Below are 23911 nucleotides of genomic sequence, written 5' to 3' on the forward strand. Positions count from 1 at the left end.
GCGCTGGCTTGCCTGCGATAGCGCCCGCACAGCCACCGCCCACTCCAAGTGAATCCCGCTTGTCCGCGACATGATGTCCTTTCATATGCCATCCAAAACCCATTGGGTTAGAATGCCCTCCTTTTCTGCCCCCGATCCTTGAGGACTGCCATGTTCAGCCGTGATTTGACTATTGCCAAGTACGACGCCGATCTCTTCGCCGCCATGGAGCAAGAAGCCGTGCGCCAGGAAGAGCACATCGAGCTGATCGCTTCGGAAAACTACACCAGCCCTGCGGTGATGGAAGCTCAAGGTTCGGTACTGACCAACAAGTACGCCGAAGGCTACCCGGGCAAGCGCTACTACGGTGGCTGCGAATACGTCGACGTGGTTGAGCAGCTTGCCATCGACCGCGCCAAGGAACTGTTCGGCGCCGATTACGCCAACGTCCAGCCACACGCCGGTTCCCAGGCCAACAGCGCGGTGTACCTGGCGCTGCTGCAAGGCGGCGACACCATCCTGGGCATGAGCCTGGCCCACGGCGGTCACCTGACCCACGGCGCGAGCGTGTCCTCCTCCGGCAAGCTGTACAACGCCGTTCAATACGGTATCGACGCCAACGGCTTGATCGACTACGACGAAGTCGAGCGCCTGGCCGTTGAGCACAAGCCGAAAATGATCGTGGCCGGCTTCTCTGCCTACTCGCAGATCCTCGACTTCCCGCGTTTTCGCGCCATCGCCGACAAGGTCGGGGCTTACCTGTTCGTCGACATGGCCCACGTGGCCGGTCTGGTCGCCGCTGGCGTCTACCCGAACCCGGTGCCTTACGCTGACGTGGTCACCACTACCACCCACAAAACCCTGCGCGGTCCACGTGGCGGCCTGATCCTGGCGCGCGCCAATGCCGAGATCGAGAAAAAGCTGAACTCTGCGGTATTCCCGGGCGCCCAGGGCGGCCCGCTGGAGCACGTCATCGCGGCCAAGGCGATCTGCTTCAAGGAAGCCTTGCAGCCTGAGTTCAAGACCTACCAGCAGCAAGTGGTGAAAAACGCCAAGGCCATGGCCGGCGTGTTCATCGAGCGTGGTTTTGACGTGGTGTCCGGCGGTACCGAGAACCACCTGTTCCTGCTGTCGCTGATCAAGCAGGACATTTCCGGTAAAGACGCTGACGCGGCGCTGGGCAAAGCCTTCATCACCGTGAACAAGAACTCCGTGCCGAACGACCCACGCTCGCCGTTCGTCACCTCCGGCCTGCGCTTCGGCACCCCGGCAGTGACCACCCGTGGCTTCAAGGAAGCCGAGTGCAAGGAATTGGCCGGCTGGATCTGCGACATCCTGGCTGACCTGAACAACGAAGCAGTGATTGATTCTGTTCGTGAGAAGGTCAAGGCCATCTGCAAGAAGCTGCCGGTGTACGGCGCTTGATTGCAGTTGCTTGAACAAGAAGCCCGGCTCTAGAGCCGGGCTTTTTTATGCCTGTTCCAAATTTGAAATACGGTTGAAAAATGTGGGCGGGGGCTTGCCCCCGATAGCAGTGTGTCAGGCACTTATAGGCCACTGACACACCCTCATCGGGGGCAAGCCCCCTCCCACCTCCCACATTTGATTGCATTTCAAGTCAGTCAGGTCAGGGTTGGTAGACCCGTGCAAAGCCTTCGCGAATCTTGTCTTCCGGCAACTCATCGGCAATAAACACAATCACACTTTCCCGCGCCTCGCCCTCGGCCCACTCGGTATCCCAATCGAAGCCGTACAACTTCAGCACGCCCTGGAACACCATGCGCCGGTCTTCGCCGGCAATGTTGAGCACGCCCTTGTAACGCAGCAGTTGCTTGCCGTGGTCTTCGAGCAGCTCGTTCATGAACTCACTGAGCCGGTCGATATCCAGCGGCTGATCGGTGCGCAGCACCAGGCTGGAAATACGGTCGATGGACGGCGCCTTGCTCACCGGGCGCAGGCTCATGCCGGCGTTGAGATTGAAACCGCGCACATCCAGCAATTCGGCCAGGTCGATGTTGCCGTGGTCCACCACGCGAATGGGCGCGCGCCGGTTGATGCGGGTCAGGCGCTCGCTGAGGGCGTCGAACGTGGCGTCATCCACCAGGTCACGCTTGCTCACCAGCAGGCGGTCGGCAAAGCCGATCTGCGCCTGGGCGATGGTCTGGGTCAGGTGGTGCTCGGCGTGGGTCGCGTCCACCAGGGTGATAATCCCGTCGAGGATGTAGCGCTCGCGCAAATCCTCGTCGATGAAGAAGGTCTGGGCCACGGGCGCAGGGTCGGCAAGGCCGGTGCACTCGATCACCAGGCGGTCAAAGGCGATCTCGCCGCTGTCCAGACGTTCGAGCAGCAGGTAGAGGGCTTTGGTCAGGTCGGTGTGAATGGTGCAGCACACGCAGCCGTTGGACAGGGTCATGACTTGCACGGGTTCGGCGCCCAACAGTTGGGTGTCGATGCCGGCATCGCTGAATTCGTTTTCGATCACGGCGATTTTGAGGCCGTGCTCGGCCTTGAGCAGGTGGCGCAGCAAGGTGGTCTTGCCGGCGCCGAGGAAACCGCTGAGAACGGTTACCGGAATGGGAGAGGACAAAGACAGTTCTCCTTATAACTGAAGGAACATAAAACAAATGTGGGAGGGGCTTGCTCCCGATAGCAGTGTGTCAGGCACTTGTGTATCACTGACACACCGCTATCGGGAGCAAGCCCCTCCCACAAGGGATCACCGCCAGCCCGAGGTTATCGGGCTAGCAGCACTTGGGCCCACCCTTGCCGCCGTAACGGGCCTCCTGGCGTTCACGGAAGAACGCCTTGTAGTCCATCATCGGCTTGTCCGGGTGTTTGGTTTGCATATGCTCGACGTAGGTGTCGTAGTCGGGCATGCCGACCATCAGGCGTGCGGCCTGACCGAGGTATTTACCGAGGCGACTGATGTCATTGAACATGTTTGCAATCCTCGGTTATGCGTCCGGTACGGCCTGGAATGGCGCTTCTTTATCCGTACGTTCCTTGTTGCCCCAGGCCGCTACGCCAACCTTGAGCGCATAGAACAGGATGCTGAACACCACGAACAGGAATAGCACCGTCAGCGTCGCGTTGGTGTAGGCGTTCCAGATCACGTGCTGCATCTGGTCGACGCTCTTGGCCGGCGCGAGGATCTGACCATTGGCCAGGGCATCGCTGTACTTCTTGGCCAGGGACAGGAAACCGATCGCAGGGTTGGCGTCGAACAGCTTGATGAAGCCTGCGGTGGTGGTGCAGATCAGCAGCCATATCGCCGGCAACATGGTCACCCAGATGTAGCGTTGGCGTTTCATTTTGATCAGCACCACGGTCGCGAGCATCAGCGCGATACCGGCCAGCATCTGGTTGGAGATACCGAACAGCGGCCACAAGGTGTTGATGCCGCCCAACGGGTCGATCACGCCCTGGTACAACAGGTAGCCCCACATCGCCACACAGCCTGCGGTGGCGATCAGGTTGGCGGTCCAGGATTCGGTGCGTTTGAGCGCCGGCACGAAGGAGCCCAGCAGGTCCTGCAGCATGAAGCGCCCGGCACGGGTGCCGGCGTCCACTGCGGTCAGGATGAACAGCGCTTCGAACAGGATCGCAAAGTGGTACCAGAACGCCATGGTGTTTTCACCCGGCAGCACACTGTGCAGGATCTGCGCGATCCCCACGGCCAGGGTCGGAGCACCGCCGGCACGCGCCAGGATGGTGGTTTCACCGATGTCATGGGCCACCGCCGACAACGCCTCGGGGGTGATTGCAAAACCCCAGCTGCTGACGGTCTGCGCAACGGTCACCACGTCAGTGCCGACAATCGCGGCCGGGCTGTTCATGGCGAAGTACACGCCCGGCTCGATCACCGACGCGGCAACCATCGCCATGATGGCCACGAACGACTCCATCAGCATGCCGCCGTACCCGATGTAACGGGCGTGGCTTTCGCTGGCGAGCAGCTTGGGCGTGGTGCCCGAGGAAATCAGCGCGTGGAACCCCGAAACCGCGCCACAGGCGATGGTGATGAACAGGAACGGGAACAGACCGCCCTTCCACACCGGGCCGGTGCCGTCGATGAACTGGGTGAGTGCCGGCATTTTCAGGTCGGGCATGGTCACCAGGATGCCGATGGCCAGCGCAATGATGGTGCCGATCTTGAGGAACGTGGACAGGTAGTCACGTGGCGCGAGGATTAGCCATACTGGCAGCACCGCTGCAACAAACCCGTAGCCGATCAACATCCAGGTGATCTGGATACCGGTAAAGGTAAAGGCCTTGGCCCAGACCGGGTCGGCGGCAATCTGCCCGCCCAGCCAGATGGAACCGAGCAGCAACAGCACGCCGATGATCGAGATCTCGCCGATGCGGCCGGGACGGATGTAGCGCATGTAGATGCCCATGAACATCGCAATCGGGATGGTCGCCATCACCGTGAAGATGCCCCACGGGCTCTCGGCCAGGGCCTTGACCACGATCAGTGCCAGCACCGCGAGGATGATGATCATGATCAGGAAGCAACCGAACAGTGCGATGGTGCCGGGAATGCGGCCCATCTCTTCGCGCACCATGTCGCCCAGGGAGCGGCCGTTACGGCGGGTGGACAGGAACAGGACCATGAAGTCCTGTACCGCACCGGCCAGTACCACGCCGGCAATCAGCCACAGTGTGCCGGGCAGATAGCCCATCTGCGCCGCCAGCACCGGGCCGACCAACGGGCCTGCACCGGCAATCGCCGCAAAGTGGTGGCCGAAGAGGATGTGTTTGTTGGTCGGCACATAGTCCAGACCGTCGTTGTTGACCACTGCGGGCGTGGCCCGACGTGGGTCGAGTTGCATCACGTTGTTAGCGATGAACAGACTGTAATAACGGTACGCAACCAGATAGATGGCCACGGCCGCGACCACAATCCACAAGGCGTTGATCGCCTCGCCGCGGCGCAAGGCCACTACGCCCAGGGCGCATGCTCCTACAACTGCCAGCACCAGCCAGGGCAGGTGGCGTAGCAGGCTATTATTATTTTTCATTTTTATATTCCAGCCAGGGTGGACAGAAAGACAGCCATTCGGAGTTTAGCGCTCCTTGCCCTAAAGGCCACCCCCCACGTTGGTCTAGAGCCTTGCGATGGCAAAAAAATGCAGGAGCTCCCGAAAAATCGGCAGCCACTACCTCCCCCATGGTTTTACTGTGTGGCTGATTACTCGAACAACGCATCCAGCGCCTGCTCCAGGCGTGTCACCCCGATAATCTGTATGCCCGGCGGCGATTCCTTCGGTGCGTTGCCCTTGGGCACGATCGCCCGCTTGAAGCCATGCTTGGCCGCCTCCTTCAAGCGCTCCTGCCCGCTGGGCACCGGCCGCACTTCGCCCGACAGGCCAACCTCGCCAAACACCAGCAGGTCATGGGGCAACGGCCGGTTGCGCAGGCTGGACATCACCGCCGCCATCAAGGCCAGGTCGGAGGCGGTCTCCAGCACCTTGACCCCGCCCACTACGTTGAGGAACACGTCCTGGTCGTGGGTGGGGATACCGCCGTGGCGGTGCAGCACCGCGAGCAACATTGCCAGACGATTCTGGTCCAGGCCGAGGGTGACGCGGCGCGGGTTGGCCAGGTGACTGTCGTCCACCAGCGCCTGCACTTCCACCAGCATCGGCCGGGTGCCTTCCCAGGTTGCCATGACCACGCTGCCCGGGACTTCCTCCTGGGCGCGCGTGAGAAAAATCGCCGAGGGATTGGAGACTTCCTTGAGCCCCCGGTCCGTCATGGCGAACACGCCCAATTCGTTGACGGCGCCGAAGCGGTTCTTCACCGCCCGCAGCAGACGCAGGCGGCCATCGGACTCACCTTCGAAATACAGCACGGTGTCGACCATATGCTCCAACACCCGCGGCCCGGCCAATGCGCCCTCCTTGGTCACATGGCCCACCAGGAAGATCGCCGTGCCGCTCTGCTTGGCATAGCGCACCAGCAGCGCCGCGCTCTCGCGCACCTGGGACACGCCGCCCGGCGCCGATTGCAGTTGTTCGGTGAAAATCGTCTGGATCGAGTCGATCACCATCACCTTGGGCTTTTCGATACGGGCGGTGGCGATGATGCTTTCGATGCAGGTTTCGGTCATCACCCGCAGTTGGTCCTGGGGCAGACCGAGACGGCGGGCGCGCATGGCCACTTGCTGCTGGGATTCCTCACCGGTGACGTACAGCGCCGGCATGCGGCTGGCGATGCTGCACAGGGTTTGCAGCAGGATCGTCGATTTACCGATGCCGGGGTCGCCGCCGATCAGCACCACCGAGCCGTCCACCAGCCCGCCGCCGAGGACGCGGTCGAGTTCGCCGGAAGCGGTGGAGAAACGCGGAATCTCTTCGACGCTGACTTCGGCCAGGGTCTTGATCTGCGCCTGCTGCCCGGTCCAGCCGGCCCGACCGGAGGGGGCCGCAGCGCCGCCGCTCTCGATCATGGTTTCCGTGAGGGTATTCCACGCACCGCACTCGGTGCACTGGCCGGCCCACTTGGGAAAGGTCGCGCCGCACTCGGTGCAGCCGTACATGCGCTTGGCCTTTGCCATTTGAGAACCTCCAACCGAAAAACCGCGATGATAGCTCAGCGCGAGACCGGGGTCTGGATTTCACCGTTGGCCAGGCGTGCCGCGCTGTTGCCGACCGGGTCCTGCGCATTGAGATCGGCGCCCTTGGCCTTCAGCGCGTCGAGCAGTTCGACGCGCTTGAACAGCCCGGCATACATCGCTGCCGTCTGCCCGGCGCCATTGCGCTGGTCGGGGTTGCAGTCGGTGGCCAGCAGGCGCTGGGCGATTTTAAGCTCGCCTTTGAAGATCGCCCCCATCAGCGCGGTGTTGCCGCGCTTGTCCTGCACGCAGGCATCGGCGCCGGCCGCCAGCAGGCGATCAACGTAGGCGCTTTCGCCGTGATAGGCGGCGAGGATCAACGCGGTGTAGCCCTTGTCGTCCTGGGTGTTGAGCGCGTAGCCCGACTCGATGAAGGTGTTGAGCATGTCGAGGTCGCCACGACGGGCCGCGTCGAAGTAATAGTCCTGAAGCTGTGCCTTGAGCGCGACCGGGTCAGGCGATTCGGCATAGGCGCCAAAGGCCAGCATGGCAATCAGTAAACCGACGGAAATACGCATAGTGTTCTCCAAAGGGTCGGCGCCCTGAAGGGCGCCGACCACAGCCTGCGGGTCAGTCTTTGAGTTTTTCCGCCAGCGCCTTCACGCGGGCCAGGTCACCCTTGGCGACCTTGGTCACGCCGGTGCCGTACTCCGGGTCCGCCTTGTAGAGGAACGAGAGGATGATGTGCTTGCTCTCGTCATCGGTAGTGGCCAGCGAGCCACCGAAGTTGTCGATCAGGTCCTGGCGCTCTTTGGGGGTGTAGGAGCGGTACAGGTCGCCTGCCTGCTTGAAGTTCTGCTCGCGCTGGATCTTCGCCTGCTGGGTGCTGCCGGTCAGGGCCGACTGGCTGTAACGCGCGGCTTGCGGCTCTTCGCGATTTTCCAGGCGGCTTGGCTGGTAGTTCACGCCGCTGGTGGTTTTGCCGCTGTTGAGGGTGCCGTCCTGGTTACCGTTGTTGACGGTGACCCGTGGCGCGTTGATCGGCAATTGCAGGGCGTTGGCGCCCAGGCGGTACATCTGGGTGTCGGCATAGGAGAACACCCGACCTTGCAGCAGACGGTCTTCCGAAGGCTCGATGCCCGGCACCAGGTTGGCCGGGGCCATGGCCACCTGCTCGGTTTCCTGGAAGACGTTCGCCGGGTTGCGGTTCAGCACCATTTGCCCAACTTTGCGCTCGGGTACGTTTGGCCAGATCTTGGTGGCGTCCAGCGGGTCGAAATCGAACTTGGCCAGGTCTTCAGGCTTGAGCACTTGCACATACAAGTCCCACTTGGGGAAGTCGCCCTTGTTGATATGGGTGACCAGGTCATTGGTCATATGGCTGTAATCACGCCCCTGCACTTGGGTGACTTGCTCGGGATCAAGGTTCTTGATGCCTTGCAGGCTCTTCCAGTGGAACTTGACGTAGTGCACTTCGCCTTTGGCGTTAATCAGTTTGTAGGCATGTACGCCGTTGCCGTCCATCTCACGGTAACTGGCCGGCGTGCCCGAGTCGGAGTACAGCTCGGTCAATGTCCGGGTGGACTCCGGTACATGGGAGAAGAAATCGAAACGACGGGAGTCATCGTCCAGGTTGGTACGCGGATCGGGTTTGAACGCGTGGACCATGTCCGGGAACTTGATGGCATCGCGAATAAAGAAGGTGGGGAAATTATTCCCGACCAGATCCCAGTTGCCTTCGGCGGTATAGAACTTGGTAGCGAAACCGCGTGGATCACGCAGGGTTTCCGGCGAATGGTTGCCGTGCACCACGGCCGAAAAACGCACGAACACCGGAGTGGCTTCGCCGGCGGCGAAGACCTTGGCCTTGGTCAGGTCGCTGAGGTTGTCGGTGACGGTGAAGGTGCCGTGGGCGCCGGTGCCACGCGCGTGCACCACCCGCTCCGGGATGCGTTCGCGGTCAAAGCGTTGCAGTTTCTGGATAAGCTGCACGTCTTGCAGCAGGACCGGGCCATTGGGGCCGGCGGTCTGGGAGTTCTGGTTGTCGCCGACGGCGGCACCGTTGTCACGGGTGAGGTTGGCGGCCTGTACGGACAGCGAGAGCAGGCTGGCAGTGGCCAGCAGCAACGCATGTCGCGCCAGTATGGGCCCACGGTTCGTTGAAATATTCATCGAGGTTTCCTCTGGTTTTTTTAGCGCACATTCAGTTGTGCTTGCCAGAGGCTAGTGACCCGCGAGTCAGAAGATAAATAGAAAAAGCCCACCAGGACGATTGAGAAATTATTCTCGCAACCCCGTCAAATAGCGCGTATTTCGCGCGCGATTGGTGGCACTTTGCAAACTATTTGCGATTTGGTGTGTCGATAAAACCTAGCAGTGTTAACAGTTGTGTCGGGCGAGCCCGCTATGACTGCCTTACACTGAGCCCCACCCTTCTCATGTGTAACAAGGAATAAACCTATGAGCGTGATCAGTGAGTTCAAGGCCTTCGCGGTCAAAGGTAATGTGGTCGACATGGCTGTCGGTATCATCATCGGCGCCGCCTTCGGCAAAATCGTCTCCTCGTTTGTGGGCGACGTGGTGATGCCACCCCTGGGCCTGTTGATCGGCGGCGTAGATTTCGGCGACCTGGCGGTAACGCTCAAGGCAGCCCAGGGCGATGCACCGGCCGTGGTGCTGGCCTACGGCAAGTTCATTCAGAGCGTGGTCGACTTCCTCATCGTCGCGTTTGCGATCTTCATGGGCGTGAAGGTCATCAACCGCCTCAAGCGTGAAGAAGCCAAGGCCCCCAGCCTGCCACCAGTGCCGACCAAAGAGGAAGTGCTGCTGGGTGAGATCCGCGATCTGCTCAAGGCGCAGAACGACAAGCCGCTGTAGGCCGAACGGTTTTCGCAAAAAAGGCGCCTGCGGGCGCCTTTTTGCTTACCAGTAGTTTTCTACTGCCACCTGACCGGGGCGCCGGCTCAGGCTCAACTGCAGGTCGCGCTGTTTGAGCAACTGACGCGTGTCGTCAACCATCTGCGGGTTGCCGCAGATCAGCACGCGGGAGTGCTCCGGGGTGAGCGCAACGCCAGCGGCGCGTTCCAGTTCGCCGTTTTCGATCAGGGTGGTAATACGCCCATTCAAGGCGCCCGGATGCTGCTCGCGGGTGACGATCGGCACGTAGGTGAGCTTGTGCGCGAACTCGGCCAGGTACTCGCGCTCACCCAGCTCCCTGATCAGCGACTGATACGCCAACTCCCTGGCCTCGCGCGCGCTGTACACCAGGACGATGCGCTCGAATTTTTCCCACACCTCAAAATCCTGCAGGATCGACAGGAACGGCGCCACGCCAGTCCCGGTGCCCAGCAGCCACAAGTCGCGTCCATCGACGAAACGGTTCAGGGTCAGATAGCCCGTGGCCTGGCGTTCCACCATCAAGGTATCGCCCACCTTCAGACGACTGAGCTCACTGGTGAACTCGCCACCTGGCACCACGATGGAGAAGAAATCGAGGTGCTCGTCAAACGGTGAAGACACGATGGAGTAGGCGCGCCATACGGTGCTGCCATCCGCCCTGGTCACGCCCAGGCGCACGAACTGGCCGGCGGTGAACCGAAAGCCGGCGTCGCGAGTGGTGCGCAGGGTAAACAGGCTGGGGGTCAGCGATTGCACATCGAGCAAGGTCTGGCAGGTAAATTTCTCAGCACTGGCCGTCATGGGGGGCTCCGTTCTACAGGTGCCCTAGTGTCCCTCAAACCCTGGCGGGTAAACACCGTTGGTTTGTACTGGCATTGCCACTGGCTGCCACCGCGGCACTCTGTAACGGCGAGTACAGTGTTAACTTTTAGATACACTTGCTTGGCATCGCATGTTTATAACGATTACTGAATATTTCGCTATTACGCTGCTTCCAACGTCCCTCTTAAATATCTGCAAGCTCTGAGTAAACAGCCGAAATTCAAGAGCTTAATCAATTAAGTTATACAAAATCCTTGCCCTCGTACAAAAATCAACGATCCGATCTGACATCCAAAGAAGATTTTTCGTTCAATCCTGCAAGTCATGTCCTACACTGTTTTCGTGCCGCGTTGGGAGCTAGGACGTACCCAAGTCACACCAAAACTCATGGAGCGTTCCTGATGGTTAACTGGCGAAACACGAGGCTTTCCAAGCTGGAAGGCGAGAACAAGATAACCACTGTTTATGAGATGGTTATTAATCAGACCTACGAACTCGGATTTGAATACTGCTCGTTTACAATGAGCTCACAACAACCCAACAACCAAACGAAACCCATCAATTTCAACAACTACCCAAATGAATGGACCAGTACCTATAAACAAGCCCACTTCTTCGATGTTGATCCCATAGTCGCTCATTGCAAACGTAGCGTACTGCCTATTGTCTGGGAGGAAAAAACCTTCGCTGCCACTCCCGATTTATGGGCGGTGGCCAAGTCGTTTGGCGTGCATCAGGGATGGACTCAGGCGGTGCATGATTTTCAGGGTGTGTTCAGCATGCTGACCCTGGGTCGAAGCAAGCGCGAGGTCAGCCCCGAGGAGCTTTACGAAAAAGCCGGCCAGGTGCTCTGGATGTGCCACGCGATGCACGCGGTGGTCGCGCAGAAATTTGCCGATACGCCTGGCATCAGCCCACCTTGCAAGCTGACACCCCGGGAAACGGAAATCCTGCGCTGGTCGGCCATGGGCAAGACAGCGTCTGAGATCGCCACCGTCCTGTGTCTGGCCGAGCGCACGGTGGGCTTTCATATCAGCAGTTGCCTCAAGAAGCTGGGCGTCAACAGCAAGATCGCCGCCGTGCTCTGCGCGTCCAAGGCCGGCCTGTTTTGAGCGTTGCGTAAACGCCCCATGTAATCTCATCGAAAAAAAGTAACATTTGTGACCAAATCTGAGTGTTGATGCAGCCCCGAGGGTTCGCCTCGCAGTTCGCTCAGATAGTTGCGGCTGGTCTTTGCGCCACGACGCTCATTCGATGACCCAGAGTTTCCCCCGCCATGCCCCTGCTCGACAGCCCCTTCGCCCAGCTCGATCTGATTCGCCAGCCAGAGCAACACAATGACCCGCTGCAGGCATTCGATGCAGCCGACGAGTACCTGCTCAGCCACCTGGCCGCGCAGCAACCGACGATGGCAACCCGAGTGCTGGTGCTCAACGACAGTTTCGGCGCGTTGGCGGCCAGCCTGGAAGGTCGGGTGCACGTGACGTCCAGCGGTGACTCGTTCCTGGCCGCTCAGGGCCTCGAAAAAATCTTTTGCGCAACGCCAGGGCATTCGATGCCGTGCCGTTTGTGCCCGCCAGCGAGGTACCGACAGGGCCGTTCGACCGAGTGCTGGTACGCGTCCCCAAGACCCTGGCATTGCTTGAAGAACAACTGATACGCCTGCAAGGCCAGCTGGCGCCGGGCGCCGAGGTGATTGCCGGAGCGATGGTCAAACACTTGCCACGGGCAGCCGGCGAACTGCTCGAGCGCTACATCGGGCCGATGCATGCGTCGCTGGCGGTGAAAAAAGCACGCTTGCTGATCGCCACCGTGGAAGATCGCCCGGCCGCCGTGTCGCCCTACCCCAGCCGTTATACGCTGGACACTCCCGCCATCACGCTGCTCAACCACGCCAACGTGTTCTGCCGCGAAGGCCTCGACATCGGCACCCGCGCCTTCCTCCCTCACCTGCCGACCAACCTGGGCAGTGCCCGCGTGGCCGATCTGGGTTGCGGCAACGGCGTATTGGCGATTGCCAGCGCGCTGCACAACCCTGAGGCTCAATACACCCTGGTGGACGAGTCCTATATGGCCGTTCAATCGGCCGGCGAGAACTGGCGCGCGGCGCTGGGGGCGCGTGACGTCATCCTGCGTGCCGGCGACGGCCTGGCCGGTCAGGAAGCGCAATCGCTGGACGTGGTGCTGTGCAACCCGCCCTTCCACCAGCAGCAGGTGGTCGGCGATTTCCTCGCCTGGCGCATGTTTCAGCAGGCCCGGGAAGCGTTGGTGGTCGGCGGCGCGCTGTATATCGTCGGCAACCGCCACCTGGGCTATCACAGCAAATTGGCGCGCCTGTTCCGTGGCGTCGAGCAAGTCGCCGCCACCCCCAAGTTCGTCATCCTCAAAGCGCGCAAGTAAAAAAAGGCCCTGCCCTTCCAGATGAAGCGCAAGGCCTGAAAACCGGGCCGCGAAGCCCGGACAGGGATGTCAGTGGGTGGTCAGGCCCGCCGCGGTCATGAACATGCGCATCAGGCTGGCCACCACGAACAGAGCCAGCACGCTGCCGGTCCAGATCATTGCCAGCCAGCCCAGGCGCCGCCAGAGTGGCTGCTTTTCGGCCTGTTCGATTTCGTGCAACGAAGGTTTGCCGGACATGGTGCGACCCTCCTAGTGATAGCCGTCTTCGTGGGTGACCTTGCCGCGGAACACGTAATAGCTCCAGAAGGTGTAACCCAGGATGAACGGGATGATGAACAACGTGCCCACCAGCATGAAGCCCTGGCTCTGCGGCGGCGCGGCAGCGTCCCAGATCGATACCGACGGCGGGATGATGTTCGGCCACAGGCTGATGCCAAGGCCGCTGTAGCCGAGGAAGATCAGCACCAGCGTCAACAGGAATGGCGTGTAATGCGCATGGCGCGCCACGGCGCGAATCAGCCCGTACATGGTCACCAGCACCAGGATCGGCACCGGCAGGAACCAGAACAGGTTCGGCAGGCTGAACCAGCGCGATGCGATATCGCCGTGGGCCAGCGGCGTCCACAGGCTGACGATCCCCATCACCGCCAGCACCACAAAGGCCAGTGGGCGCGCCAGCCTGTGCATCTGCGCCTGCAACTTGCCTTCGGTCTTCATGATCAGCCAGGTGCAGCCGAGCAACGCATAGGCGAAGATCAGTGCCACGCCGCAAAACAGCGTGAACGGGGTGAGCCAGTCCAGTGAGCCGCCGGCGAACTGGCGGTCAACCACCGGGAAGCCATCGATGAACGCCCCCAGCGCCACGCCCTGGAAGAAAGTGGCGGCGATCGAGCCGCCGATGAACGCCTTGTCCCACAGGTGGCGCTTGTGATCCTTGGCCTTAAAGCGGAACTCGAAGGCCACGCCGCGAAAGATCAGCCCGATCAGCATCAGGATCAACGGCAGGTACAACGCCGACAGCACCACCGAATAGGCCAGCGGGAACGCGCCGAACAGCGCCGCGCCGCCAAGCACCAGCCAGGTTTCGTTGCCGTCCCACACCGGCGCGACGGTGTTCATCATCACGTCACGGTCCACCTTGCCCGGAATAAACGGAAAGAGGATGCCGATACCCAGGTCGAAGCCGTCCATCACCACGTACATCATGATGCCGAAGATGATGATCACGGCCCAGATCAGCGGAAGGTCAATACCCATCTCAATGCCCCTTGTGCTGGAGGTGGTCGTCATCGGTGCCGTCATCGGCCGCCGACAGCGGACGCGCCGGCGTGCGTTTCTGGCCAGGGCCGCCGGGGGTCGGTTCGGTACTTTCGTGGGTGACCGGGCCTTTGCGCACCAGGCGCATCATGTAGCCCAGGCCAGCGCCGAACAGCGCGAAGTACACCACCACGAACAGCACCAGCGTAATGGTCATCTGCGCCAGGCTGTGCCCGGAGGACGCATCGGCTGTGCGCATCAGCCCGTAGACCACCCACGGCTGACGGCCGATCTCGGTGGTGAACCAGCCGGCAAGAATCGCGACCAGGCCGGACGGGCCCATCCACAGTGCCAGGTAGAGAAACGGTTTGGACGTGTACATCCGGTCGCCACGGCGTAGCCAGAGGCTGAACAGACCGGTGAAGATCATCAGGAAGCCCAGGCCGACCATGACCCGGAACGACCAGAACACCACGGTCGAGTTGGGACGGTCTTCAGGCGGGAACTCCTTGAGCGCCGGCACCTGTTTGTCCAGGGAGTGGGTCAGGATCAGGCTGCCCAGGTACGGAATTTCCACCGCGTATTTGGTTTTTTCAGCCTTCATGTCCGGCCAGCCGAACAGGATCAATGGGGTTGGCTCATTGCCTTTGTTTTCCCAGTGACCTTCGATGGCCGCGATTTTCGCCGGCTGGTGCTCCAGGGTATTGAGGCCGTGGAAGTCACCGATCACCGCCTGGATGGGCGCGACGATCAGCGCCATCCACATCGCCATCGAGAGCATCTTGCGGATCGCCGGGTTGTCCTTGCCGCGCAGCAGGTGCCAGGCCGCCGAGGAACCGACGAAGAACGCCGTGGCGACGAACGCCGCCGTGGCCATGTGCGCCAGGCGATAGGGAAACGAGGGGTTGAAGACCACGGCGAACCAGTCGGTCGGGATCACGCGGCCATCGATGATTTCAAAACCCTGGGGCGTCTGCATCCAGCTGTTGGACGACAGAATCCAGAACGTGGAAATCAGCGTCCCCACGGCCACCATCACCGTGGAAAAGAAGTGCAGGTTGCGCCCCACCTTGTTCCAGCCGAACAGCATCACGCCGAGGAAACCAGCCTCGAGGAAGAACGCCGTGAGCACTTCATAGGTCAGCAACGGCCCGGTGACGGCGCCGGCGAAGTCCGAGAAGCGGCTCCAGTTGGTGCCGAACTGATAGGCCATGACCAGGCCCGAGACCACGCCCATGCCGAAGTTGACGGCGAAGATCTTCGACCAGAAATGGTAGAGGTCACGGTAGGTGTCGTTGCGGGTCTTGAGCCACAAGCCTTCCAGCACCGCGAGGTAACTGGCCAGGCCGATGGTAATGGCCGGGAACAGGATGTGAAACGAGATAGTGAACGCGAACTGGATTCGGGCGAGATCGAGCGCCTCCAAACCGAACATAAGTTTTCCTCTTTCAGGTAATACCGAATGCTGGCTGAAGGCCGCATTCACTGCCCCCACGGATATGGAGTGTGGCGAATTCAAATTCGTTTCTTTTTATGACCATCCACGCAGGGATTCCGGCCTCGCGGCCACCAGACCAAAACCCCGCACAGGTTTTGATCTGGATCAAGCATTGTTGAAAGAGTAGTCCCATTTTGTGTCAGTGGCCGTGTGGTGGATTGACGCGTGACAGGCTGCCTCACGGCTGTTCTTGCAACTATTTGTTACAGCTTGATGATAATCTCGGCGTTCCCTCAAGCTCCGGCCAGTACCTCCGATGCCCAGTGAACCCGCGTTGCTGTTACGTCATCACCGTCCCTTTATCGCGTTCTGGCTGGCGCGGATCTTTACCGCCAGCGGCTTTCAGATGCTCACCGTAGCCATCGGCTGGAACCTCTACCAACTCACCGGCAACGTGCTCGACCTGGGCCTGGTCGGTCTGGTGGAGTTTGTGCCCCGTGTGCTGTTCATGCTGCACACCGGGCATGTAGCCGATCGTTATGAGCGACGCAGGGTCGCGGCCATCTGCCAGACCGTGCAGGCCTTGATCGCACTTTCCCTGGCCATCGGCGGCCTGACCGGCCACGTGACCCGCGAGATGATCTTTATCCTCGCCTTCCTGCTTGGCGCTGCCCGCTCCTTTGAACAGCCCACCACCCAGGCGCTGTTGCCGAGCATCGTGCCCAGCGCGTTGTTCCCAAGGGCGGTGGCCTCGTCGCAGTCGGCCCAGCAACTGGCCACCATCGTCGCCCCGGCACTCGGCGGTCTGCTTTACGCATTCGGCAGCGTCTGGGTGTACGGCCCCACCGTGGTGCTGTACCTCATTGCCTGCGTGCTGATGCTCAACCTTCCTGCCCGCCAGACGCCGCTGAACAAAGGCAAAGCCACGCTGGATTCGTTGCTGGCCGGCATCCGCTTTATCCGCAGTCGCCCGGACATTCTCGGCGCGATCTCCCTCGACCTGTTTGCCGTGCTGCTGGGCGGCGCCACCGCGTTGCTGCCGGTGTTCGCCAAGGACATTCTGCTGACCGGCCCCTGGGGCCTGGGCCTGTTGCGCTCGGCACCGGCGGTGGGCGCGCTGTTGATGTCGTTGTGGCTGGCGCGGTTCTCGGTCGACCGCAAGGTGGGCCGCGTGATGTTCACCGCCGTGGGTGTGTTTGGCGTGGCGACCATTGCCTTTGGCCTGTCCACCTCGTTCTGGTTTTCCCTGGCGGTGCTGGTGGTGCTGGGCGCGGCAGACATGATCAGCATGGTCATTCGCGCGTCCTTCGTGCAACTGGAAACCCCGGATGAAATGCGCGGACGCGTCAGCGCGGTCAACGGCCTGTTTATCGGCGCGTCGAATCAGTTGGGTGAGTTTGAATCGGGCATTACCGCCCATTGGTTCGGCACCGTGCCCGCCGTGGTGATGGGCGGGGTCGGCACGCTGGTGGTGACCGGGGTGTGGATCAAACTGTTCCCGACCCTGGCGAATCGGGACCGGATGCATGTGCCGGTGGAAGAAAAATCCACCGCCTGACCCACTTGCAATAAAGGCAAAGGAGGGAGCTGGCTGTGGCGAGCAGGCTTGCCCTGCGTTGGGGTGCGAAGCGCCCCCCAATCAACGAAAACGCGGCGTACCTGACACCGCGCAGAGCCTGGTTTTGGGGCCGCTGCGCAGCCCAACGCGGGACAAGCCCGCTCGCCACAACAAGCCCGCTCCCACATGGGTTTACGGTGATCGCTAGAGCACCTTGTCCAGGGTAATCGGGAATTCCCGCACCCGCTTGCCGGTGGCGTGGTACACCGCGTTCGCCACCGCCGCCGCCACGCCGACAATGCCGATCTCGCCCACGCCCTTGGAGCCCAGCGCGTTGACGATCTCGTCATGTTCCTCGACAAACACCACATCGATCTCGCCGATATCGGCGTTAACCGGAATGTGATACTCGGCCAGGCTGTGGTTCATGTAGCGCCCCAGTTGATGGTCGACCTGGGTCTCTTCATGCAGCGCCATGCCGATGCCCCACACCACACCGCCGAGGATCTGGCTGCGTGCCATTTTCGGGTTGACCACGCGCCCGGCGGCAATCGCGCTGACCACGCGGCTGACCTTGATGGTGCCCAGGTCCTCGTCCACGCGCACTTCGACGAATACCGCCGAATGAGTGGCCGTGGCGTAGCCTTCGCGCTTTTTGTCGGGCTCGCTGTCGACCTGTACTTCCAGCGCCTGTTCGCCGCTGTCCTTGACCAACTGCGCCAGGGACACGCGCTGTTCGCCGGCGTGCAGTTGACCGTCTTCAAAGCGCGCGGTGTCCACGTCCTTGAAAGCCGGATAGGTCTGTTGGGCGATTTTCAGCAACCTGGCATTAAGCGCTTCGCACGCCTGCTGTACCGCTGTACCGACCGACGACACGGTAAACGAGCCGCCTTGCAACGGCGCGGTGGGCAGGGATGAATCCCCCAGCAGAAAGCTGATATCGGCCATCGCCACGCCGCTGGCCTGGGCCGCGATCTGCGTCATCACGGTGTAGGTGCCGGTACCGATGTCGGTGGTGGCGCTGCTCACGGTCAGTTTGCCATTCGCGTCCAGACGCGCCTTGGCGCTGGCCTTCATCTGCATGGCTTCCCACACGCCACCGGCCATGCCCCAGCCGATCAACTGACGACCGTCGCGCATGCTGCGCGGCTCCGGGTTGCGCTGGCTCCAGCCAAAACGCTCGGCGCCTTCGCTGTAGCACTCGCGCAAGGCTTTGCTGGACCAGGGCTTGTCTTCGTTCTGGTTACGCTCGGCGTAGTTGATCAGGCGCAGTTGCACCGGGTCGATGGCCAGGGCGCAAGCCAGTTCATCCATCGCACATTCGAGGCCGATCACACCCAGGGCAGCGCCGGGTGCGCGCATGTCCAGCGGGGTGTAGACGTCCAGTGGCACCAGTTTGTAGGTCAGCTGAATGTTGTCGCAGTGGTAGAGCATGCCGCTCCACTCCACCACATGTTCGCTGAAGTCCTCGAAGCGCGAGGTCTGGCCAATCGCGGTGTGTCCCAGGGCCAGCAAGCGACCATTGGCAGCGGCGCCCATCTGCAGGCGCTGCAGGGTGCGCGGGCGGTAGCCGAAGGTGAACATCTGCTGGCGGGTGAGGGTCACGCGCACCGAGCGCTTGAGCGACAGCGACGCCATTACCGCCAACGGCAACTGGTACTGCGGACGCAGGCCGGAACCAAAGGCGCCGCCGACGAACGCGGCAAAAATGCGCACCTGGCTTTTATCCAGGCCGAACACCTCCTGCACGTAGGACTGGCAGTTTTGCGGGCCCTGGGTCTTGTCGTGGATGTGCAAGGTGCCGTCCGGCTGATACAGCACGGTGCTGGCGTGGGGTTCCATGGGGTTGTGATGTTCGATCGGGGTGCTGTAATGCAGGTCGAGGCTGATGGCCGCGCCGGACCATTCGGCCTGGAAGTTGCCGCGCGGTTTGGGCGGGGTCTGCGGCGAGGGGTGTGCGCTCTCCTGCTGCGCAACCAGATCGGTGTCGAAGGCTTCGGTTTCGTACTCGATGTGCACCAGGGATCCGGCGTGGCGCGCCAGCTCCAGGTTATCGGCGATGACCAGCGCCAGCGGCTGGCCACTGTACAGCACGCGGTCGTTGTACAACGGGCGGAAGGGCGAACCGTCCGCCGCATCATCGTCGGCGAAGGCGTCATCGTAGCTGGCAATTTTCGGCCGGTTGAGGTGGTCGATCACGGCCACGACGCCCGGCAGCGCCAGCGCTCGGGAGGCGTCGATACGCAGCACCCGGCCCTTGGCAATGTTGCTGGAGACCACGCTGCCGTGCAGCAGGCCGTCCTCGGGAAATTCACCGGCGTAGCGCGCTTGCCCGGTGACCTTGAGCAGACCGTCGACGCGGTCCAGGGGTTTGCCGATAGCACTCATGGCTGTTCTCCTGCGACGGCGGCGTCGCTCAGGGCGCGGATAATTGCGCGGCGTGCCAGCTTGATCTTGAAGCCGTTGTGCTCAAGCGGCTCGGCATCCTGCAGCAGCGCGTCGGCGGCGTTGCTGAAGGTTTCGCGGCTGACCGACTGGCCGATCAAGGCGCTTTCCACCGCGCGGTCACGCCAGGGTTTGTGGGCCACACCGCCGAGGGCCAGACGTGCGTCAGCGATGCGGTCACCGTCCAGCTCAAGGGCTGCGGCGACGGACACCAGAGCGAAAGCATAGGACGCGCGGTCACGGATTTTCAGGTAGTGGCTGTGACGGGCGAGGTGATCGGCTGGCAGTTCGACAGCAGTGATCAGCTCGTCATCGGCCAACTGGTTGTCGCGTTGCGGCGCATCACCGGGCAAGCGATGGAAATCGGCAAACTCGATGACTCGCGCGCCGGCGCGTCCTTGCACATGCACCCGCGCTTCCAGCGCCGCGAGGGCCACGCACATGTCGGAAGGGTGAGTAGCAACGCACTGGTCGCTGGCGCCGAGGATCGCATGGATGCGGTTCAACCCCGTGCGCGCCGGGCAACCGCTGCCGGGTTCGCGCTTGTTGCACGGCACGGCGGCGTCGTAGAAGTAGTAGCAACGGGTGCGCTGCAACAGGTTGCCGCCGGTGCTGGCCATATTGCGCAGCTGCGGCGAGGCGCCGGCGAGAATGGCCTGGGACAGCAGCGGGTAGCGCTGTTCGATCAGCGGGTGCCAGGCCAGGTCGGCGTTACTGACCAGGGCGCCGATGCGCACGCCGCCGTCGGCGGTTTCTTCCACCTCGCGCAGCGGCAGGCCGGTGATGTCGATCAGGTGCTCGGGGCGGCTGATGTTCTCTTTCATCAGGTCCAGCAGGTTGGTGCCACCGGCAATGAAGCGCGAGGCGGCGCTGCTCAGGTGCACCGCTTCCTGCACATCGGCAGGCTTGCTGTAGTGGAAGGGATTCATTGCTCACCTCCCCGCTGGCGGCACGCGGGCAGCGCGTCTTCGATGGCATCGCGGATATTGCTGTAGGCGCCGCAACGGCAGAGGTTACCGCTCATCAGTTCCTGGATCTGTGCGCTGTCGTGGGCACGGCCTTCGTTGACCAGGCCCACGGCGGAGCAGATCTGACCGGGGGTGCAGTAGCCGCACTGGAAGGCGTCGTGCTTGATGAAGGCTTGCTGCATCGGGTGCAACTGGTCGCCGTCGGCCAGACCTTCGATGGTGGTCAGCTCGGCACCGTCGCACATGATGGCCAGGGTCAGGCAGGCATTGACGCGCTTGCCGTCGCGCAACACGGTGCAGGCGCCGCACTGGCCGTGGTCGCAGCCTTTCTTGCTGCCGACCAGGTCCAGTTGTTCGCGCAGCAGGTCCAGGAGGGTGGTCCAGGGCAACACGCTCAGTTGGCGTTCCTGACCGTTGAGGGTCAAGCGTATTGGGTGGGCGACGAACGGTTGGGCCGCCGCGCCATTGGGGGTCGCGCTCATAAACACCTCACGGGTTGGTGTACATCCGCGGCGTTAGGGAAATCGCCGTCTCAGGGGTACGACTTCCCGGGGGTATGAGCGTTCAAGCGGATTGATCAGAGGATATTGAGTTGGGTCTTGAGGGTGTTGCGCGGTGGATTGATCGAGGAGTTGCTGTATTCAAAGCCGCCGGGGCCTGCGACGTTAAGGTCGAACACATAGATGTAGCCGATCAGTTGGCCTGCGCCATTGCATGCCTGGCTGATATTGCCGACCTGGCACACCGCCGTGCGCTGAGCATTGAGCACCGCGCCGTTGAAGCGCCCGACCGGGTTGTTGCCCAGGCCCACTTCCATCACCGATACCTTGGTGGGCCCACGGTGCGTGCACATCTGGGTGGTGGTCACGCGGTCCGGGATGCTTTCGGTGCAGCGCGCCGACTCGACCTTGAATACCCGCACCTCGCTCAAGGCCGGTGCAGCGGCGCCCCACGCCGGTGCTGCACCGAGCCACAGGCCAATAAAGGGGAACAGCGCTAGACTCCACGCGTTGGCTTTTTTCATGCTGTCGACTACCCGCTATCAAACGTCGCCGCAGTATGCCTCAAGGCCACGCGCCACACAGCCTCGGCTGCTGGTATGATGCGCCGCTTTTTCCGATCCTCTCTGAAGCCACAGGCGCTTGGCGCAGTTTGTGCTTTGACTTAGAGGTCAACAAATAACGACGCAAGATAGCGTCACAGGGAGCCGGCATGCTGGAAAAGCTGTTTCAACTCAAAGCCCACAACACCAACGTGCGCACCGAGATTCTTGCGGGGATCACCACGTTCCTGGCGATGGCCTACATCCTGTTCGTGAACCCGAGCATTCTGGGCGAGACCGGCATGGACAAGGGCGCTGTGTTCGTCGCGACCTGCCTGGCCGCCGCCATCGGTTCGACCGTGATGGGTCTGATCGCCAACTACCCGATTGCGCTGGCACCGGGCATGGGCCTGAACGCCTTCTTCACCTACACCGTGGTGCTGCACATGGGCCACACCTGGCAGGTGGCGCTGGGCGCGGTCTTCATCTCGGCGGTGCTGTTCTTCCTGCTGTCGATCTTCCGCATCCGTGAGTGGATCATCAACAGCATCCCCCTGCCGCTGCGCTCGGCGATTGCCGCCGGTATCGGCCTGTTCCTGGCACTGATCGCCCTGCATAACGCCGGGATCGTGGTTGCCAACCCGGCCACCCTGATTGGCATGGGCGACCTCAAGCAACCGGCTCCCATCCTCGCCACCCTGGGCTTCGTGCTGATCGTGGCGCTGGAAGCCCTGGCCGTGCGCGGCGCGGTGCTGATCGGCATTCTGGCGGTGACCATTGTGTCGATCCTGCTCGGCATTACCCCGTTCGGCGGCGTGACCTCCATGCCGCCGTCCCTGGCGCCGACCTTCCTGCAACTGGACATCAAGGGCGCGCTGGATATCGGCCTGGTCAGCGTGATCTTCGCCTTCCTGTTCGTCGACCTGTTCGACAACTCCGGCACCCTGATCGGCGTCGCCAAGCGCGCCGGTCTGATGGGCAAGGACGGCCACATGCCAAAAATGGGTCGTGCGCTGATCGCCGACAGCACCGCGGCCATGGCCGGTTCCCTGCTGGGCACCTCGACCACCACCAGCTACATCGAATCTGCCGCGGGCGTGAGCGCCGGTGGCCGTACCGGCCTGACGGCCATCGTGGTCGCCATTCTGTTCCTGCTGGCGCTGTTCTTCTCGCCACTGGCTGCCAGCGTTCCCGCTTTCGCCACCGCGCCGGCGCTGCTGTTCGTGGCGGTGCTGATGACCCAGGGCCTGGCCGAAATCGACTGGGACGACATTACTGTGGCAGCGCCGGTGGTGATCACCGCCCTGGCGATGCCCTTCACTTACTCCATCGCCAACGGCATCGCCTTCGGTTTCATCGCCTGGACCGCCATCAAGCTGCTTTCGGGCCGCTACCGTGAGCTGAACCCGGCGCTGGTGATTCTGTCGATTCTGTTCGTGATCAAGCTGGGCTGGTTCAACGCATGACTTTTGACGCCGCACGCTACACCGCGCAACTGCAGGACAAGGTCACGCGCCTGCGTGACCTGCTGGCACCGTTCGACGCGCCCGAGCCGCAGGTCTTCGACTCGCCGCTGCAGCACTTTCGCCTGCGCGCCGAGTTCCGCCTGTGGCGCGAAGACGGCGAGCGTCACTACGCGATGTTCTCCCAGGACGACAAGCGCACGCCGATCCTGATCGAAGACTTCCCGATTGCCAGCCAGCGCATCAACCAGTTGATGCCGCAGCTCAAGGCCGCCTGGCAAGCCAGCGCCGCCCTGAGTCACAAGCTGTTCCAGGTGGAGTTCCTCACCACCCTGGCCGGCGATGCGATGATCACCCTGTGCTATCACCGCCCGCTGGACGAACACTGGCACACGGCGGCGAACACGCTTGCGGCTGACCTGGGCGTGAGCATCATCGGCCGCTCCAAGGGCAAGCGCGATGTGATCGGCCACGACTACGTGGTGGAGAAACTCGACGTCGGCGGGCGCACCTTCAGCTACCGCCAACCCGAAGGCGCCTTCACCCAGCCCAACGGCACGGTGAACCAGAAGATGCTCAACTGGGCGTTCGAGGCATTGGGCGAGCGCCCGGATGACTTGCTGGAGCTGTACTGCGGCAACGGCAACTTCACCCTGCCGTTGGCCACCCGCGTGCGCAAGGTGCTGGCGACCGAGATCAGCAAGACCTCGGTGAATGCGGCGCTGAGCAACCTTGATGAAAACGCGGTGAATAACGTCACGCTGGTGCGTCTCTCTGCCGAAGAACTCACCCAGGCGCTGAACGAAGTTCGCCCGTTCCGTCGCCTGCACGGCATTGACTTGAAAAGCTACGAATTCGGCAGCGTATTCGTCGACCCGCCACGCGCCGGCATGGACCCGGACACCTGCGAACTGACCCGACGCTTCGACAATATCCTGTACATCTCCTGCAACCCCGAGACGCTGGCGGCGAACATTGCGCAACTGCATGACACGCACCGCATTACCCGGTGCGCCCTGTTTGACCAGTTTCCGTGGACGCATCACATGGAGTCCGGGGTGTTGCTGAGCCGTCGTTGATCCAGA

The 23911-nt window shown here is 62.0% G+C and carries 20 protein-coding genes and 1 pseudogene; 7 read left to right on the top strand and 14 right to left on the bottom strand.

Annotation, left to right across the window (positions count from 1 at the left end; translation table 11 throughout):
- Positions 1-150: 150 nt before the first annotated feature.
- On the top strand, positions 151-1404 hold the full coding sequence (glyA, locus tag VRB54_RS20455) for a serine hydroxymethyltransferase (protein WP_057008684.1): 1254 nt from the start codon (positions 151-153) through the stop codon (positions 1402-1404).
- Between the two features lie 202 nt (positions 1405-1606).
- Here glyA and yjiA read toward each other — a convergent pair whose 3' ends face one another.
- The 6 genes from yjiA to katB form a co-directional block, all read right to left on the bottom strand.
- Positions 1607-2566 carry a GTPase gene (yjiA, locus tag VRB54_RS20460; protein ID WP_338478551.1) on the bottom strand — a complete coding sequence of 320 codons (960 nt, stop codon included), beginning with the start codon at positions 2564-2566 and terminating at the stop codon, positions 1607-1609.
- A 154-nt stretch (positions 2567-2720) separates the two neighbouring features.
- Complete coding sequence (locus tag VRB54_RS20465; protein ID WP_003176208.1) at positions 2721-2918, bottom strand: YbdD/YjiX family protein; 198 nt, start codon at positions 2916-2918, stop codon at positions 2721-2723.
- 15 nt (positions 2919-2933) lie between these two features.
- Positions 2934-5000 carry a carbon starvation CstA family protein gene (locus VRB54_RS20470; RefSeq protein WP_338478552.1) on the bottom strand — a complete coding sequence of 689 codons (2067 nt, stop codon included), beginning with the start codon at positions 4998-5000 and terminating at the stop codon, positions 2934-2936.
- 170 nt (positions 5001-5170) lie between these two features.
- Positions 5171-6538, bottom strand: coding sequence for a DNA repair protein RadA (gene radA / locus VRB54_RS20475; protein WP_071485509.1), 1368 nt, complete (start codon positions 6536-6538; stop codon positions 5171-5173).
- A 35-nt stretch (positions 6539-6573) separates the two neighbouring features.
- Complete coding sequence (locus VRB54_RS20480; RefSeq protein WP_338478553.1) at positions 6574-7113, bottom strand: ankyrin repeat domain-containing protein; 540 nt, start codon at positions 7111-7113, stop codon at positions 6574-6576.
- A gap of 52 nt (positions 7114-7165) precedes the next feature.
- A complete protein-coding gene (gene katB / locus VRB54_RS20485; protein ID WP_231422600.1) occupies positions 7166-8707 on the bottom strand; it encodes a catalase KatB in 1542 nt (513 codons plus the stop codon).
- 288 nt (positions 8708-8995) lie between these two features.
- Between katB and mscL the strand changes: the two genes are divergently transcribed.
- Complete coding sequence (gene mscL / locus VRB54_RS20490) at positions 8996-9412, top strand: large-conductance mechanosensitive channel protein MscL (protein ID WP_057008679.1); 417 nt, start codon at positions 8996-8998, stop codon at positions 9410-9412.
- A 45-nt stretch (positions 9413-9457) separates the two neighbouring features.
- On the opposite strand, the gene VRB54_RS20495 is transcribed toward mscL, so the two are convergent.
- A complete protein-coding gene (locus VRB54_RS20495; protein ID WP_338478554.1) occupies positions 9458-10234 on the bottom strand; it encodes a ferredoxin--NADP reductase in 777 nt (258 codons plus the stop codon).
- Positions 10235-10656: 422 nt separating this feature from the next.
- On the opposite strand from VRB54_RS20495, the gene VRB54_RS20500 reads away from it, so the two are divergent.
- Entirely contained in the window at positions 10657-11367 is a 711-nt protein-coding gene (locus VRB54_RS20500) for a LuxR family transcriptional regulator (protein WP_338478555.1), read from the top strand.
- A 164-nt stretch (positions 11368-11531) separates the two neighbouring features.
- Positions 11532-12655, top strand: a pseudogene (locus VRB54_RS20505) (methyltransferase).
- Positions 12656-12724: 69 nt separating this feature from the next.
- On the opposite strand, the gene VRB54_RS20510 reads toward VRB54_RS20505, so the two are convergent.
- From VRB54_RS20510 to VRB54_RS20520, 3 genes are read right to left on the bottom strand one after another with little or no spacing between them, the layout of a single operon-like run.
- The gene (locus VRB54_RS20510; RefSeq protein WP_338478556.1) at positions 12725-12892 is read right to left on the bottom strand and encodes a DUF2474 domain-containing protein; all 168 of its coding nucleotides are present in this window, start codon (positions 12890-12892) and stop codon (positions 12725-12727) included.
- Positions 12893-12904: 12 nt separating this feature from the next.
- A complete protein-coding gene (gene cydB, locus VRB54_RS20515; protein ID WP_209985017.1) occupies positions 12905-13912 on the bottom strand; it encodes a cytochrome d ubiquinol oxidase subunit II in 1008 nt (335 codons plus the stop codon).
- 1 nt (position 13913) lies between these two features.
- Positions 13914-15347 (bottom strand): cytochrome ubiquinol oxidase subunit I, encoded by a 1434-nt coding sequence (locus tag VRB54_RS20520; RefSeq protein WP_338478557.1) that lies wholly within the window; start codon positions 15345-15347, stop codon positions 13914-13916.
- 319 nt (positions 15348-15666) lie between these two features.
- Here VRB54_RS20520 and VRB54_RS20525 point away from each other — a divergent pair, with 319 nt between their 5' ends.
- Complete coding sequence (locus VRB54_RS20525; RefSeq protein ID WP_338478558.1) at positions 15667-16908, top strand: MFS transporter; 1242 nt, start codon at positions 15667-15669, stop codon at positions 16906-16908.
- Between the two features lie 204 nt (positions 16909-17112).
- On the opposite strand, the gene VRB54_RS20530 is transcribed toward VRB54_RS20525, so the two are convergent.
- The 4 genes from VRB54_RS20530 to VRB54_RS20545 all read right to left on the bottom strand — a co-directional run bounded on the left by VRB54_RS20530 (position 17113) and on the right by VRB54_RS20545 (position 21345).
- The gene (locus VRB54_RS20530) at positions 17113-19296 is read right to left on the bottom strand and encodes a xanthine dehydrogenase family protein molybdopterin-binding subunit (protein ID WP_338478560.1); all 2184 of its coding nucleotides are present in this window, start codon (positions 19294-19296) and stop codon (positions 17113-17115) included.
- Positions 19293-20282, bottom strand: a complete 990-nt coding sequence (locus tag VRB54_RS20535; RefSeq protein WP_338478561.1) for a xanthine dehydrogenase family protein subunit M — start codon at positions 20280-20282, stop codon at positions 19293-19295. The genes VRB54_RS20530 and VRB54_RS20535 overlap by 4 nt, the downstream gene beginning before the upstream one ends.
- Positions 20279-20803 (bottom strand): (2Fe-2S)-binding protein, encoded by a 525-nt coding sequence (locus tag VRB54_RS20540; RefSeq protein WP_338478562.1) that lies wholly within the window; start codon positions 20801-20803, stop codon positions 20279-20281. Before VRB54_RS20540 ends, VRB54_RS20535 begins: the two co-directional genes overlap by 4 nt.
- A gap of 95 nt (positions 20804-20898) precedes the next feature.
- Entirely contained in the window at positions 20899-21345 is a 447-nt protein-coding gene (locus tag VRB54_RS20545) for a DUF4879 domain-containing protein (protein WP_209985037.1), read from the bottom strand.
- Positions 21346-21533: 188 nt separating this feature from the next.
- On the opposite strand from VRB54_RS20545, the gene VRB54_RS20550 reads away from it, so the two are divergent.
- Together VRB54_RS20550 and trmA are read left to right on the top strand one after the other, a co-directional pair.
- A complete protein-coding gene (locus tag VRB54_RS20550) occupies positions 21534-22829 on the top strand; it encodes an NCS2 family permease (protein WP_057008669.1) in 1296 nt (431 codons plus the stop codon).
- On the top strand, positions 22826-23905 hold the full coding sequence (trmA, locus tag VRB54_RS20555; RefSeq protein WP_338478563.1) for a tRNA (uridine(54)-C5)-methyltransferase TrmA: 1080 nt from the start codon (positions 22826-22828) through the stop codon (positions 23903-23905). The genes VRB54_RS20550 and trmA overlap by 4 nt, the downstream gene beginning before the upstream one ends.
- The last annotated feature ends 6 nt before the right edge of the window (positions 23906-23911 follow it).

This window comes from Pseudomonas trivialis (assembly GCF_036864995.1).
Lineage (GTDB): Bacteria > Pseudomonadota > Gammaproteobacteria > Pseudomonadales > Pseudomonadaceae > Aquipseudomonas > Aquipseudomonas trivialis.

What these genes read in the sequence shown, in the direction of transcription:
- VRB54_RS20470 (WP_338478552.1), bottom strand. Translation starts at nt 5,000, where the DNA reads ATGAAAAATAATAATAGCCTGCTACGCCACCTGCCCTGGCTGGTGCTG.
- VRB54_RS20540 (WP_338478562.1), bottom strand. Translation starts at nt 20,803, where the DNA reads ATGAGCGCGACCCCCAATGGCGCGGCGGCCCAACCGTTCGTCGCCCAC.
- VRB54_RS20535 (WP_338478561.1), bottom strand. Translation starts at nt 20,282, where the DNA reads ATGAATCCCTTCCACTACAGCAAGCCTGCCGATGTGCAGGAAGCGGTG.
- VRB54_RS20545 (WP_209985037.1), bottom strand. Translation starts at nt 21,345, where the DNA reads ATGAAAAAAGCCAACGCGTGGAGTCTAGCGCTGTTCCCCTTTATTGGC.
- cydB (WP_209985017.1), bottom strand. Translation starts at nt 13,912, where the DNA reads ATGGGTATTGACCTTCCGCTGATCTGGGCCGTGATCATCATCTTCGGC.
- mscL (WP_057008679.1), top strand. Translation starts at nt 8,996, where the DNA reads ATGAGCGTGATCAGTGAGTTCAAGGCCTTCGCGGTCAAAGGTAATGTG.
- radA (WP_071485509.1), bottom strand. Translation starts at nt 6,538, where the DNA reads ATGGCAAAGGCCAAGCGCATGTACGGCTGCACCGAGTGCGGCGCGACC.
- VRB54_RS20465 (WP_003176208.1), bottom strand. Translation starts at nt 2,918, where the DNA reads ATGTTCAATGACATCAGTCGCCTCGGTAAATACCTCGGTCAGGCCGCA.
- VRB54_RS20510 (WP_338478556.1), bottom strand. Translation starts at nt 12,892, where the DNA reads ATGTCCGGCAAACCTTCGTTGCACGAAATCGAACAGGCCGAAAAGCAG.
- VRB54_RS20480 (WP_338478553.1), bottom strand. Translation starts at nt 7,113, where the DNA reads ATGCGTATTTCCGTCGGTTTACTGATTGCCATGCTGGCCTTTGGCGCC.
- VRB54_RS20550 (WP_057008669.1), top strand. Translation starts at nt 21,534, where the DNA reads ATGCTGGAAAAGCTGTTTCAACTCAAAGCCCACAACACCAACGTGCGC.
- VRB54_RS20525 (WP_338478558.1), top strand. Translation starts at nt 15,667, where the DNA reads ATGCCCAGTGAACCCGCGTTGCTGTTACGTCATCACCGTCCCTTTATC.
- trmA (WP_338478563.1), top strand. Translation starts at nt 22,826, where the DNA reads ATGACTTTTGACGCCGCACGCTACACCGCGCAACTGCAGGACAAGGTC.
- VRB54_RS20530 (WP_338478560.1), bottom strand. Translation starts at nt 19,296, where the DNA reads ATGAGTGCTATCGGCAAACCCCTGGACCGCGTCGACGGTCTGCTCAAG.
- VRB54_RS20520 (WP_338478557.1), bottom strand. Translation starts at nt 15,347, where the DNA reads ATGTTCGGTTTGGAGGCGCTCGATCTCGCCCGAATCCAGTTCGCGTTC.
- VRB54_RS20500 (WP_338478555.1), top strand. Translation starts at nt 10,657, where the DNA reads ATGGTTAACTGGCGAAACACGAGGCTTTCCAAGCTGGAAGGCGAGAAC.
- VRB54_RS20495 (WP_338478554.1), bottom strand. Translation starts at nt 10,234, where the DNA reads ATGACGGCCAGTGCTGAGAAATTTACCTGCCAGACCTTGCTCGATGTG.
- katB (WP_231422600.1), bottom strand. Translation starts at nt 8,707, where the DNA reads ATGAATATTTCAACGAACCGTGGGCCCATACTGGCGCGACATGCGTTG.
- glyA (WP_057008684.1), top strand. Translation starts at nt 151, where the DNA reads ATGTTCAGCCGTGATTTGACTATTGCCAAGTACGACGCCGATCTCTTC.